Below are 13,706 nucleotides of genomic sequence, written 5' to 3'. Positions count from 1 at the left end.
CCATCGATGAGCACGACCGGCGCGCGCCTGCTGGTGGTCGACGACGACCCGGACATGCTGCGGCTGCTCTCGATGCGGCTGAGTTCGGCCGGCTACCAGGTCACGGCCGTGACCTCGGCCGAAACCGCGCTCACGCAGCTCGAGATCGAGCACCCGCAGCTGGTGCTCAGCGACGTGCGGCTGCCCGGCCGCGACGGGCTCCAGCTGTTCGACGAGATTCGCAAGCGCCATCCCTCGCTGCCGGTGATCCTGCTCACCGCCCACGGCACCATTCCCGATGCGGTCGAGGCCACCGCGCGCGGCGTGTTCACCTATCTCACCAAGCCCTACGACGGCCGCGAACTGCTCGACAAGATCGCGCAGGCGCTGGCGCTGGGCGCACCGGCCAGCACGCCCGCCAAGGCCGGCGACGAAAGCTGGCGCGCCGAGATCGTGAGCCGCAGCAACCGCATGTCCGAGCTGCTGGCCGAGGCGCGCATGGTCGCCAAGTCGGACGCCTCGGTGCTGCTGCGCGGCGACAGCGGCGCCGGCAAGGAACTGCTGGCGCGCGCCATCCACCGCGCCAGCGCGCGCGCCGACAAGCCTTTCGTGGCCGTCAATTGCGGCGCCATCCCCGAGGCGCTGCTCGAATCCGAACTGTTCGGCCACATGAAGGGCGCCTTCACCGACGCCCATGCCAACCACAAGGGCCTGTTCCAGCAGGCCGACGGCGGCACGCTGCTGCTCGACGAAATCGGGGACATGCCGCCCGCCCTGCAGGTCAAGCTGCTGCGCGTGCTGCAGGAGCGCGCGGTGCGCCCGCTGGGTGCCAGCCAGTCGATCGAGGTCGACGTGCGCATCATCTCGGCCACCCACCGCGACCTGGACGTGGCCATGGAAGCCGGCCAGTTCCGCGAAGACCTCTATTACCGGCTCAACGTGGTCACGCTCACGCTGCCGCCGCTGTCGGCCCGGCGCGAGGACATTCCGCTTCTGGCCAACCACTTCCTGCAGAAGCTCTCGACCAAGTACGGCAAGCGGCTGTCCGGCTTCGCGCCCGAGGCGCTCAAGGCGCTGGCCACCGCGGCCTGGCCCGGCAATGTGCGCCAGCTCTACAACGTGGTGGAACAGGTCTGCGCGCTGTCGAGCTCGCCATTGATCCCGCTGGCGCTGGTGCAGCGCGCGCTGCGCGTGCCCACGGTCGAGGTCCAGACCTATGCCGAGGCCAAGCAGCGCTTCGAGCGCGACTACCTCGTCGGGCTGCTCAAGCTGACCGACGGCAACGTGGCCGACGCCGCCCGGCTGGCCGACCGCAACCGCACCGAGTTCTACCGCCTGCTGCAGAAGCACGAACTCACGCCGGGCCACTTCAAGGCCGACGCTGTCGCTCCGGGCAATGAGCCTGTCGCCGACTAGCGACGCCCCTAAGTTGTTGATTTAAAAGGCCATTTTCCACCAGCCTCGCGGGCTTGTCGGGATTCGGCGACAAAAACCGGGGTTTCGGGGCCTTCCAGACGGCCCCAACCCCGAAAACCGCATCCAGATCGCCCTAAGTCGTTGATCTAAAAGCATTTTTCCAGCCTGGCACAGGGTTTGCCCCTGTACAGGCATGACAGCACTCACCAGCCCATCTTTCGCACTGCGCCAGCAGCGCGACGGCCTGCGTCAAAAGCAGTTTTCCCCCGTGCGGCCCCGTGCCGCCGGTCATTCGGTGGCCGCGCTCGCAAGCGCGGGCGGCGCCGAACCGGATTGCGTGATCAAGCGCTTTCCTGCCATTGGCGACACCCCTTCCCTCGACAAGCAACGTTGGTAAATCACACATGAAGCCGAACGACTTCTCCCAACTGAACGTGCTGACCGAAGCCGACTTCTCGCACCGCAGCCCGGTGCGCGAAGAACGCCATCCCAATTCCGTGACCGCTCCGCCGGTCAACCGCGGCTCCATGACGCCCCGCCCCTGGCGCGGCTTCTGGAACAGCATCGGCACAGCCCTGCTGGTCAAGCTCGGCGCCGGCGGCAAGCCGGAAAGCCAGACCGCCGAAGCCGGCGCCCAGGCCAAGCAGCCCTGGCAGCGCGCCGCGGCCCAGCGCCGCTTCGCCTTCATGGCGCTCACGCTGCTGAGCACCGTGATCGCGTCCGTGCTGTTTGCCGGCGTGCAACCCGACTACGACAACGTCTGGCTCGAATACGGCCAGATCGGCCTGTACGGCCTGCTCTCGGGCTGGGTCGTCACCGGCTTCGTGACCGCGCTCATGGGCTTCTACGTCTCGGTGCGCGGCGACAAGCACGCGCTCTCGGTCAAGCAGGTGGCCCACCACCCGATGAACCCCGAGGCACGCACCGCGATCATCATGCCGATCTGCAACGAGGACGTGGCCACCGTGTTCGCCGGCCTGCGCGCCACCTGCGAATCGGTCGCGGCCACCGGCCACGCCAAGCAGTTCGACGTGTTCGTGCTGTCCGACAGCTACTCGCCCGAAACCGCCGCCGCCGAGCGCGCCGCCTGGGAAGACCTGCGCGCCGCGCTGGCCGACAGCCCCAACCAGCCGCAGGTCGAGGTGTACTACCGCCTGCGCACCCGCCGCACCCACCGCAAGGCCGGCAACGTGGCCGACTTCTGCCGCCGCTGGGGCAAGGACTACCGCTACATGGTCGTGCTCGACGCCGACTCCGTGATGAGCGGCGACTGCCTGACCTCGATGGTCAAGCTGATGGAAGCCAACCCGACCGCCGGCATCATCCAGACCGCCACGCAGGCCATCGGCCACGTGACGCTGCATGCCCGCGCGCAGCAATTCGCCTCCCGCGTGACGGGCCGCCTGTTCACGCTGGGCATGCAGTTCTGGCAACTGGGCGAATCGCACTACTGGGGCCACAACGCGATCATCCGCGTCGAGCCCTTCATGAAGCACTGCGCGCTGGCCCCCATCAAGGGCACCGGCGGCATGTCGGGCGGCATCATGTCGCACGACTTCGTCGAAGCTGCGCTGATGCGCCGCGCCGGCTACAACGTGTGGCTCTGCGCCGACCTGGTCGGCAGCTACGAGCAGCAGCCGCCGGACCTCTTGGCCGAACTGCAGCGCGACCGCCGCTGGTGCCAGGGCAACCTGCAGAACGCCCGCCTGATGGCCGAGCCCGGCATCCACCCGGTGCACCGCGCGATGTTCGTGACCGGCACCATGGCCTACGTCTCGGCGCCGCTGTGGCTCGCATTCCTGACGCTCGGCACCGCGCTGTGGCTGAGCGGCTCGAGCCTGATCTCCAGCTGGAGCGTGCTGCCGGCGGAACTGGCCGGCCTGTGGGTCTGGACCCTGTGCCTCCTGTTCCTGCCCCGCGTGCTCGGCATCGCGGCCGTGCTGATGCGCGGCGAGCAGCGCCAGTACGGCGGCCTGTGGGGCCTGGTGAAGAGCTCGGTGCTCGAAAGCGGCCTGGCCATCGTGCAGGCGCCGGTTCGCATGCTGGCCCATTCGCTGTTCGTGCTGGTCGCCCTCACCGGCATCAAGCTCGACTGGAAGTCGCCCCCGCGCGAAGCCGCTGCCGTGCCGTGGAAGGTCGCCGTGTCGCAGCTCGCTCCCATGAGCGTGGTGGTCGGCGCGCTGGCCCTGGGTGTCGCAATGATCGATCCGAGCGCGCTGATCTGGCTCATGCCGGTGGGCCTGCCGCTGCTGCTGGCCATTCCGCTCACGGTGCTGACCAGCCAGATCGCGCTGGGCACCTCGCTGCGCGACCGCGGCTTCCTGCTGATTCCCGAGGAATCGCGCTCGCCCGCCGTGCTGCGCCGCGCCTGGATGCATGCGCTTCGCCTGGCGCGCCCTGCGGCGCTGGCAACGGCCTGATGCGCTGAAGCTCCACCGCAAACAAGAAAGCCGGCCACGAGGCCGGCTTTTTTATTGCGCTGCCGAAGCAGCAGCCATCGCTCTATTTAATTAGAACGGCAGCTTCGGCCCACCGGGCCCACCCATCCCGCCCATCCCCTTCATGCCGCCCATCTTCTTCATCATCTTCATGAGGCCGCCGCCCTTCATCTTCTTCATCATGCCCTGCATCTGCTCGAACTCGTTGAGCAGGCGGTTCACTTCCTGAACCTGCACGCCCGCGCCGGCCGCGATGCGGCGCTTGCGCGTGGCCTTGAGCAGCTCGGGCTTGCGGCGCTCCAGCGGCGTCATGCTCTGGATGATGCCTTCCTTGCGGCGGATGTCGCGCTCGGCGCGGGTCATGTCGGCCTCGGTGGCCTTGGCGGCCATCTGCTGCGGCAGCTTGTCCATCAGGCTCGAGAGGCCGCCCATCTGCTTCATCTGCTGCAACTGACCGAGGAAGTCGTTCAGGTCGAAGCCCGCGCCGCTCTTGACCTTGGCCGCGAGCTTCTGCGCCGCCGCCACGTCGACGCCGGCCGTGACCTGCTCGACCAGCGCGACGATGTCGCCCATGCCGAGGATGCGGCCCGCATGGCGCTCGGCGTCGAACACCTCGAGGCCGTCGATCTTCTCGCTGGTGCCCGCGAACTTGATCGGCACGCCCGTCACCTGGCGCACCGACAGCGCCGCGCCGCCGCGCGAATCGCCGTCGGTCTTGGTCAGGATGATGCCGGTGAGCGGCAGCGCTTCCTTGAAGGCCTTGGCCGTGTTGATCGCATCCTGGCCCTGCATGGCGTCGACCACGAACAGCGTCTCGACCGGATCGAGCGCGCCGTGCAGCTGCTTGATCTCGGTCATCAGCACTTCGTCGATGGCCAGGCGGCCCGCGGTGTCGACCAGCAGCACGTCGAAGAAGTGGCGCTTGGCGTGGTCGAGCGCCGCGCGTGCGATGTCGAGCGGCTTCTGGTCGGGCGTGCTCGGGAACCATTCGGCGCCGGCCTGCTTGGTGACCATCTTGAGCTGCTCGATGGCGGCGGGCCGGTAGACGTCGCCGGAGACCGTGAGCACTTTCTTCTTGCGCTTCTCGATCAGGTGCTTGGCCAGCTTGGCGGTGGTGGTGGTCTTGCCCGCGCCCTGCAGGCCGGCCATGAGGATCACGGCCGGCGGCTGCGCCGCCAGGTTGATGTCGGACACGCCCTCGCCCATGGTGGCGGCGAGCTCGCGGTTGACGATGCCGACCAGCGCCTGGCCCGGCTTGAGCGAGCCCAGCACTTCCTGGCCGAGCGACTTTTCCTTCACGCGGGCGACGAAATCGCGCACCACGGGCAGCGCCACGTCGGCTTCGAGCAGGGCCATGCGCACTTCGCGCAGCATGTCCTGCACGTTGCTTTCGGTGATGCGCGCCTGGCCGCTCATCGTCTTGACGAGGCGGGAGAACTTTTCTGTGAGGGCGGTGGCCATGAAGGAGATGCCTTGCTGCCCGCCGCGGCGGGTCATTGGAAAGGGGGGTTGGCGCCGCGACGCGAAGTGCGCAAGCCTGGGGGAGATAAACTCCGGCAATGATTTTAGCGATCCCCTCCCCACTTGCCGTGGCGCTGGGCATCGCCACCGCGGCTGCCTATGGATTTGCCGCTGCCGCGGGCGCCAGGCTGAGCCGCAAGGCCACCCAGTGGGCCCTCGGGCTGGCGTGGCTTCTGCATGCCGCGGTGCTGGGCCATGGCCTCGTCGGCAGCCAGCCGAAATTCGGCTTTGCACCGGCGCTTTCGGTCACGGCCTGGCTGGTGCTCACGGTCTACGCGGTCGAAAGCCGCATGTACCCGCAGCTCAAGGTGCGCCGCGCGCTGGCCTGGCTTGGCGCGGCCGCCGTGCTGCTGGCCATTCTCTTTCCCGGCACGCCGCTGCATGTGTCGGCATCGCCCTGGCTGCCGCTGCACCTTGCGCTGGGCATTGCCTCGTACGGCCTGTTCGGCGCTGCGGTGGTCCATGCCTGGCTGATCACGCGGGCCGAAAAGCAGATCCGCCTTGCCGCCGCCGAGCCGCAGAGCGGCGTGCCGCTGCTCACGCTCGAGCGGCTCACCTTCCGCTTCGTGATGGCCGGCTTCGTGCTGCTTTCCGCCACGCTGCTCGCGGGCCTGCTGTTCAGCGAAACGCTGTACGGCGCGAGCGTGCGCGGCTGGAAGTGGGACCACAAGACGGTGTTCTCGGTGCTCGCCTGGATCAGTTTCGCGGTGCTGCTGATCGGCCGGGTCCGCTTCGGATGGCGCGGCCGCACGGCGCGGCGCGTGCTGTATGCCGGCTCCGCCCTGCTGCTGCTGGCCTATGTGGGCTCGCGTTTCGTGCTCGAAGTGGTGCTGGCGCGCGGCGCGACATGAAATACCTGCTCGTTCTCGCGGTGCTCTGGGTGGCGATCTGGCTCTGGCGCAAGAACCGCCGGGAAGAAATGCGCGAGACCCTGCGCGAAGAGGCGGCGCGCGCGGCCAGGCGCCCGCCCGCAGCGCCGGCTTCGCCGCAGGCCATGCTGCGCTGCGCCCATTGCGGCTTGCACCTGCCTGCAAGCGATGCAATCGCGGGACCGGGCGGCGCGGTCTACTGCAGCGCGGCGCACCGCCAGGCCGCGAGCGCGGCTGAGCGGGCGCGGCATCGATGAGCACAGCGCCAAGGGTGCATCCGTGAGTTCTTCCCCATGGTCGCGCGGCGAACCCGCCACCGACTGGAGCACGCTCGAGCCGGGCCCCGGCGAAAGCGCCGCGCTGCTGCGGCTGTGGCGCGGCTTCATGGCGGCGCGCTGCTTCGTTGCGCTGGTGCTCGTGCTGCTGCAGGGCGTGGCCATGGCGCTCGGCCAGACGGTGCAGCCGCTGGCCGTGGCGCTTTCGGCCGGCTACCTGGCTGCCACCTGGCTGGGCGCCCGCTACGCGCATTTCACGCCGCCGATCCGCGCCTTCGGCATGCTGTGGTTCCTCACCATCGGCATCGACCTGGGCACCTTCACCGCGCTGCAGGTGCTCCAGGGCGGCAGCATCAACTACACGCCGCTGTTCGCGCTGCCGGTGCTCATGAGCGCGGTGCTGGGCACGGTGACCGTGGGCCTGGGCACCACGGCCACGGTCACGCTGCTGCTGCTCGCCGATGCCGGCTGGCACTGGCTGCTGCAGCAGCCCGGCGATTCCTCCACCCGCTTCGTGCAGGCGGCGCTCACCGGCACCGGGCTCTTCGTGGTGGCCCTGCTGGCGCACGAGCTGGCGCGCCGGCTGGCCCGCGAGGAAGAAACCGCGCTGCGCAACCGAAGCAGCGCGCAGATGCAGGCGCAAGTCAACGACCTGGTGATCGAGACGCTGAGCGAAGGCGTGCTGGTGATCGACGCCGAAGGCATGGTGCATGCGGCCAATCCGGCGGCCGACGCGATCCTCGGCCAGGGGCTGGCCCGGCTCGGCCTGCCGTTCGCGCTGCATGCGCAGCCCGCCTGGCATGCGCTGGCTGCGCTGGCGCGCCAGACCTTTGCGCGGCGCGCGCCGCAAAGCGAGGAAATTCCGGTGGCGCAGGCGCGCGGCGCCGCGCGCGAGGTGCGCGTGCGCACGCGGCTCACGCCCACCAGCAGCCGGCACGTCGACAGCCTTTGCGTGATGTTCCTGCAGGACCTGCGCGAACTCGAGGCCCGCATCCGCACCGAGAAGCTGGCCGCGATGGGCCGGATGTCGGCCGCGGTGGCGCACGAGATCCGCAATCCGCTCGCGGCCATCACGCAGGCCAGCGCGCTGCTCAACGAAGACCTCACCGACCCCGCGCACCGCAAGCTGACCAGCATGGTGCAGCACAACGCGCAGCGGCTCGCACGCATCGTGGACGACGTGCTCGACGTCTCGCGCGCACGCCAGCAGCGCGTGCTTTCGCTCGGCGAGCAGGTCGTGCTCGATCCCGCGGTGCAGGCGCTGGCCGAAGAGTGGGTGCGCCAGACGCAGCGCCAGGGCGTGCTGATCGCGCTGGACGCCGCCGACGCCGAGGTGCGCTTCGATGTCGAGCACCTGCGCCGCCTGCTCGTGAACCTGCTGGACAACGCAGCGCGCTACGCGAGCAGCCGCGCGGGCGCGATCCAGGTCGTCACCACCACGCAGCGCGGCAGCGCCGGCCGCCCCAGCCTGCAGGTGTGGAGCGACGGCGCGCCGCTGGAGCCGGCGGTGCAGCGCCACCTGTTCGAGCCTTTTTTCTCATCCGAGAGCCGCTCCAGCGGGCTCGGCCTCTTCCTGTGCCGCGAGCTGTGCCGGCGCCACGGCGCCACCATCGGCTACGAGCGGCGCGCGCTGGTGGCGGGGGGGCCCGAGGGCAATGAATTCTTCGTCAGCTTTGCGCCGAGCGAAAACCGGCTGACACAATAGCGTTGTGAGCACTCCCCATCCCTCCATGCAGCGCCCGGCCAACATCCTGGTCATCGATGACGAGCCCGACCTGCGCACGCTGTACGAACTGACCCTGCTGCGCGAAGGCTATCGCGTCGAGGCCGCCGGCAGCGTGTCGGAAGCCTGGCAGCACCTGGAGGCGGGGCAGTTCGATGCGGTGATCACCGACATGCGGCTGCCCGATGGACAGGGCATGGAAATCATCCACCGCATCCAGAAGAACCAGCGCAGCGAGCGCTGCGTGGTGATGACGGCCTACGGCTCGGCCGAGAACGCGGTCGAGGCGCTGAAGGCCGGCGCCTTCGACTACCTGACCAAGCCGGTCGACCTGAAGCAGTTCCGCGCCGTGGTCGCGTCCGCGGTGCAGGCGCAGCAGGCAGCGCCGGCCAAGGCCTGGCAGGCGGCGCCCGCGGACCCGTTGCGCGCCGGCGCGCCGGCCGTTCCGGACAGCGGCGTCGCCGCGCTCGAGCGGCTGGTGGGCGACTCGGAGCCGATGCGCCTGGTCAAGTCGCGCATCGCCAAGGTGGCGCGCGGCATGGCGCCGGTGCTGGTGCGCGGCGAATCGGGCACCGGCAAGGAACTGGTGGCGCGCGCCGTGCATGCCTGCAGCCAGCGCAGCGAGGGCCCCTTCGTCGCGGTCAACTGCGGCGCCATTCCCGAGAACCTGCTCGAGGCCGAGTTCTTCGGCGCCCGCAAGGGCTCCTACACCGGCTCGTCGCAGGACCGCGACGGCTACTTCCAGGCCGCGCGCGGCGGCACGCTCTTTCTCGACGAAATCGGCGACCTGCCGCTGGCGATGCAGTCCAAGCTGCTGCGTGCGATCCAGGAGCGCAGCGTGCGCTCCATCGGCTCGACGCAGGAAGACGCGGTCGACGTGCGCATCGTGAGCGCCACCCACAAGGATCTCCATGCCGAAGTCCAGGCCGGCCGCTTCCGGCAGGACCTGTTCTACCGGCTCAACGTGATCGAGATCGCGGTACCCGCGCTGCGCGACCGGCGCGAGGACCTGCCCGCGCTTTGCGCCGCGCTGCTCGCGCGCATTGCGCAGGACGGCGGGCTGCCGGTGCCGCATCTTTCCGCCGAACTGCTGCGCCGCCTGGCCCAGCACCGGCTCGACGGCAACGTGCGGGAGCTCGAGAACCTGCTGCACCGCGCGGTGGCGCTCAACGACGGCGACGAACTGCACCTGGACCTGATGGCGCCGCGGCCGGAGGCTGCCGAGGCACCGGCCGAGACGGCCATCGCCGAACCCGCGCCCTCTTCTGCCGCCGCGGCCGGCGGCGAAGCGCCTCGGGCGGCCGCTGCGCCCGCCGCGGAATCCAAGCCTGTGGCGCCCGCCCTCCCCTCGGACCTGCAGGCCTACCTCGATCAGCAGGAGCGCGAGATCCTCGTGCGCGCGCTGCACGAAAGCGGCTTCAATCGAACGGCCGCCGCCGCGCGGCTCGGCATGAGCCTGCGCCAGATCCGCTACCGCATCGCGCGGCTGGGCATCACCACGCCCGGCGGCGACGAAGGTGCCAGCAGCACCAGCCATGCCGACGACTGAAGCACCGGCAAGCAACGACGACGGGCTCTGGCACGCCGGCTGGTACCGCTTTGCCAAGGCGCTGCGCTCGCCGAATTTCGGGCCCCGGCCCGCGGGCGCGCAGACCGACCTGATCGTGCTGCACTCCATCAGCCTGCCGCCCGGCGAATACGGCGGCGAGGCCGTGCAGCAGCTCTTCACCAACCAGCTCGACTGGGACGCGCACCCCTACTTCCAGTCGATCCGCGGCCTTGCGGTTTCCTCGCACTTCTATGTGCGGCGCAACGGCGAGCTCTGGCAGTTCGTGAGCTGCGACGATCGCGCCTGGCATGCCGGCGTGTCGTCGTGGCGCGGCCGCGAGAACTGCAACGACGACTCCATCGGCATCGAGCTCGAAGGCCTCGAAGGCCAGCCCTTCGAAGAAGCACAGTACGAGGCGCTGGCCAGCCTCTGCCCCGCCATCGCGCAGCACTACGCCATCGCGCACATCGCCGGCCACGAGCACATTGCGCCAGGCCGAAAACAGGACCCCGGCGCCGGCTTCGATTGGCAATTGCTGCGCGGGCACCTCGGCTGGAGTCCACAGATGTTTCCTCCGCAGGTGGTGCAGCGCTAATTTTTTCAATCGCGCGGCGCCTCGCGATGCGCCGGTCCCGCGGCGCAGCAATGAGAAAATTGCAGCCGCTGCATGCAGCAACCATGCGCCCTGCAAGCCCAAATCGGCCTGCAAGCCACGGCCCATGCGGGTTGCGACAACATAGGCCAGTATTCATGCGGCATCGACGGCCGTGACCTAGGCCGAAAGAAATATCGACCAGGGTTGTATCCACTGGAAAACGCTACATCTAGTGGGTTGTACACCCCTCAGACCCTAGATATAGTGTCCTCCGTCCGGTCAACAACGCCGGCGCGACGCCCAACCAAGGCGTTGCCATCCAACAAGAATTGCCAACCGAGAGGAAGCGAATGCAAACAGCCCTGAACACCCCATCGACCTCGCGTGCCGTTCCCTCCACGCCCACGCAGCAGCAGCGCGACACCGCTGGCTCGCCCGCCGGACAGAACCTCGCGCACTACCAGATCATCCGCCGCAACGGCGCCGTGGTTCCCTTCGAACCCAACAAGATCGCCATCGCGATGATGAAAGCCTTCCTGGCCGTGCACGGCACCCAGGGCGCGGCTTCGGCCAGCGTGCGCGAAACGGTCGACGCGCTCACGCAAGGCGTGATCCGCGCCATGGTGCGTTCGCGTCCGGGCGGCGGCACCTTCCACATCGAAGACGTGCAGGACCAGGTCGAACTCGGCCTGATGCGCGGCGGCCACCACGAGATCGCGCGCGCCTACGTGCTCTACCGCGAGCGCCGCACGCAAGAGCGTTCCAAGCAGGTCGAGCAGGAAGCACCCGCCACGCCCACGCTGCACGTGCTGGACAACGGCGAACGCGTCGCGCTCGACCTGAACCAGCTCAAGGGCCTGATCGAATCGGCCTGCGAAAACCTGGGCGACAGCATCACCGCCGCGCCGATCGTCGCCGAGACCATGCGCAACCTGTACGACGGCGTGCCGCTCGACGAGGTCTACAAGGCCTCGATCCTGGCGGCCCGCACGCTGATCGAAAAAGACCCCGACTACACCTTCGCGACCGCCCGCCTGCTGCTGCACACGATCTTCAAGGAGATCATCGGCCGCGAAGTGATGCCCGCCGAGCGCGCCACCGCCTACGCCGACTACTTCCCGCAGTTCATCAAGAAGGGCGTCGAGAACGACCTGCTCGACGAGAAGCTGCTGCAGTACGACCTGCCGCGCCTGGGCGCCGCGCTCAAGGCCGAACGCGACAACCAGTTCGACTACCTCGGCCTGCAAACGCTGTACGACCGCTACTTCCTGCACGTGCGCAAGTCGCGCATCGAACTGCCGCAGGCCTTCTTCATGCGCGTGGCCATGGGCCTGTCGCTCGGCGAAATCGACCGCGAGGCCCGCGCCATCGAGTTCTACGAGGTGCTGTCGTCCTTCGACTTCATGTCGAGCACGCCCACCCTGTTCAACGCCGGCACGCTGCGCTCGCAGCTGTCCAGCTGCTACCTGACCACCGTGCCCGACGACCTGGACGGCATCTACGAATCGATCAAGGAAAACGCGCTGCTCTCCAAGTTCGCGGGCGGCCTGGGCAACGACTGGACCCGCGTGCGCGCGCTCGGCAGCCACATCAAGGGCACCAACGGCGAATCGCAGGGCGTGGTGCCCTTCCTCAAGGTGGTCAACGACACGGCCGTGGCCGTGAACCAGGGCGGCAAGCGCAAGGGCGCCGTCTGCACGTACCTGGAAACCTGGCACCTCGACATCGAGGAGTTCCTGGAACTGCGCAAGAACACCGGCGACGACCGCCGCCGCACGCACGACATGAACACCGCCAACTGGATCCCCGACCTCTTCATGCGCCGCGTGATGGAAAAGGGCACCTGGACGCTGTTCTCGCCCTCCAACGTGCCCGACCTGCACGACCTGTTCGGCGCCGACTTCGAGAAGGCGTATGTCGCCTACGAAGAAAAGGCCGCGCGCGGCGAGATCAAGCCTGCCCGCACCATCCAGGCCTCGGACCTGTGGCGCAAGATGCTCACGATGCTGTTCGAGACCGGCCATCCCTGGATCACGTTCAAGGACGCCTGCAACGTGCGCTCGCCGCAGCAGCACGCCGGCGTGGTGCACTCGTCGAACCTGTGCACCGAGATCACGCTGAACACCAGCGACACCGAAACCGCCGTCTGCAACCTGGGTTCGGTGAACCTGCTGCAGCACCTGAAGGACGGCAAGGTCGACCAGGAAAAGCTCAAGCGCACCATCTCGACCGCGATGCGCATGCTCGACAACGTGATCGACATCAACTACTACGCCGTGAAGAAGGCGCGCGACTCGAACCTGCGCCACCGCCCGGTCGGCCTGGGCCTGATGGGCTTCCAGGACGCGCTGTACGAACTGCGCATTCCCTACGCTTCGCAGGAAGCCGTGCAGTTTGCCGACGAGTCGATGGAAGCCATCTGCTACCACGCCTACTGGGCCTCGACCGAGCTGGCCCGCGAACGCGGCAAGTACTCGAGCTACAAGGGCTCGCTGTGGGACAAGGGGATCCTTCCGATCGACACGCTCGACCTGCTCGAAAAAGCCCGCGGCGGCTACGTCGAAGTGGACCGCTCGGCCACGCTCGACTGGGAGGCCCTGCGCCAGAAGATCAAGGCCGACGGCATGCGCAATTCCAACTGCGTGGCCATCGCCCCGACCGCGACCATCTCGAACATCATCGGCGTCGACGCTTCCATCGAGCCCTGCTTCGGCAACCTCTCGGTCAAGTCGAACCTGTCGGGCGAATTCACCGTCATCAACCACTACCTGGTGCGCGACCTGAAGCGCCTGGGCCTGTGGGACGACGTGATGGTGATGGACCTGAAGCACTTCGACGGTTCGCTGCGTCCGATCGACCGCGTGCCGCAGGACGTGAAGGCGCTCTACGCCACCGCGTTCGAAGTCGAGACCACCTGGCTGGTCGAAGCCGCAGCGCGCCGCCAGAAGTGGATCGACCAGGCGCAGTCGCTCAACATCTACATGGCCGGCGCATCGGGCAAGAAGCTCGACGACACCTACAAGCTCGCATGGCTGCGCGGCCTGAAGACCACCTACTACCTGCGCACGCAGAGCGCGACGCACGCCGAGAAATCCACCGTGCAGTCGGGCCGCCTCAACGCGGTGTCGTCGGGCAGCGATGCCTCTTCGGGCATGAGCGCACTCGAAGCCGCAGCTGCCGCAGCGAAGGCGCAGATGAGTGCAATGCCTGCCACCGACATCGCGTTCTGCGGCGTCGACGATCCGACTTGCGAAGCATGCCAATGACGCGCGAGTGAAGCGAGAGAGGTGCATGCACGACGCGCGGACCCTCAGTCGATCACGGCATCGACTGACATCGCG

General features: G+C 68.3%; 10 protein-coding genes. 9 read left to right on the top strand and 1 reads right to left on the bottom strand.

From position 1 onward, the window contains the following. The first annotated feature begins 6 nt into the window (after nucleotides 1–6). The 3 genes from ACAM58_RS04985 (at nucleotide 7) to mdoH (ending at nucleotide 3,815) form a co-directional block, all read left to right on the top strand. On the top strand, nucleotides 7–1,395 hold the full coding sequence (locus ACAM58_RS04985; RefSeq protein WP_012746114.1) for a sigma 54-interacting transcriptional regulator: 1,389 nt from the start codon (nucleotides 7–9) through the stop codon (nucleotides 1,393–1,395). 193 nt (nucleotides 1,396–1,588) lie between these two features. Beyond that, nucleotides 1,589–1,792 (top strand): hypothetical protein, encoded by a 204-nt coding sequence (locus ACAM58_RS04980; RefSeq protein ID WP_012746113.1) that lies wholly within the window; start codon nucleotides 1,589–1,591, stop codon nucleotides 1,790–1,792. 7 nt (nucleotides 1,793–1,799) lie between these two features. Continuing rightward, the gene (gene mdoH / locus ACAM58_RS04975) at nucleotides 1,800–3,815 is read left to right on the top strand and encodes a glucans biosynthesis glucosyltransferase MdoH (protein WP_012746112.1); all 2,016 of its coding nucleotides are present in this window, start codon (nucleotides 1,800–1,802) and stop codon (nucleotides 3,813–3,815) included. 90 nt (nucleotides 3,816–3,905) lie between these two features. Here the strand turns inward: mdoH and ffh are convergent, their stop codons facing one another. Beyond that, the gene (gene ffh, locus ACAM58_RS04970; protein ID WP_012746111.1) at nucleotides 3,906–5,294 is read right to left on the bottom strand and encodes a signal recognition particle protein; all 1,389 of its coding nucleotides are present in this window, start codon (nucleotides 5,292–5,294) and stop codon (nucleotides 3,906–3,908) included. Nucleotides 5,295–5,392: 98 nt separating this feature from the next. Here ffh and ACAM58_RS04965 point away from each other — a divergent pair, with 98 nt between their 5' ends. The 6 genes from ACAM58_RS04965 (at nucleotide 5,393) to ACAM58_RS04940 (ending at nucleotide 13,631) form a co-directional block, all read left to right on the top strand. Then, nucleotides 5,393–6,205, top strand: coding sequence for an inner membrane protein YpjD (locus tag ACAM58_RS04965; protein ID WP_012746110.1), 813 nt, complete (start codon nucleotides 5,393–5,395; stop codon nucleotides 6,203–6,205). Next, a complete protein-coding gene (locus tag ACAM58_RS04960; protein WP_369664222.1) occupies nucleotides 6,202–6,480 on the top strand; it encodes a PP0621 family protein in 279 nt (92 codons plus the stop codon). The genes ACAM58_RS04965 and ACAM58_RS04960 overlap by 4 nt, the downstream gene beginning before the upstream one ends. Before the next feature lie 22 nt (nucleotides 6,481–6,502). Further along, nucleotides 6,503–8,203: a nitrogen regulation protein NR(II) gene (locus tag ACAM58_RS04955; RefSeq protein ID WP_012746108.1), complete on the top strand. Its 1,701-nt coding sequence runs from the start codon at nucleotides 6,503–6,505 to the stop codon at nucleotides 8,201–8,203. Between the two features lie 25 nt (nucleotides 8,204–8,228). Beyond that, complete coding sequence (locus ACAM58_RS04950; protein ID WP_012746107.1) at nucleotides 8,229–9,770, top strand: sigma-54 dependent transcriptional regulator; 1,542 nt, start codon at nucleotides 8,229–8,231, stop codon at nucleotides 9,768–9,770. Beyond that, the gene (gene ampD / locus ACAM58_RS04945) at nucleotides 9,757–10,365 is read left to right on the top strand and encodes a 1,6-anhydro-N-acetylmuramyl-L-alanine amidase AmpD (RefSeq protein ID WP_012746106.1); all 609 of its coding nucleotides are present in this window, start codon (nucleotides 9,757–9,759) and stop codon (nucleotides 10,363–10,365) included. The genes ACAM58_RS04950 and ampD overlap by 14 nt, the downstream gene beginning before the upstream one ends. A gap of 350 nt (nucleotides 10,366–10,715) precedes the next feature. Beyond that, complete coding sequence (locus tag ACAM58_RS04940; protein WP_012746105.1) at nucleotides 10,716–13,631, top strand: ribonucleoside-diphosphate reductase subunit alpha; 2,916 nt, start codon at nucleotides 10,716–10,718, stop codon at nucleotides 13,629–13,631. The last annotated feature ends 75 nt before the right edge of the window (nucleotides 13,632–13,706 follow it).

This window comes from Variovorax sp. V116, from assembly GCF_041154435.1.
GTDB lineage: Bacteria > Pseudomonadota > Gammaproteobacteria > Burkholderiales > Burkholderiaceae_C > Variovorax > Variovorax paradoxus.
The sequence above is the reverse complement of the archived record's forward strand: the minus strand, read 5'-3'. Positions and strand labels throughout refer to the sequence as shown.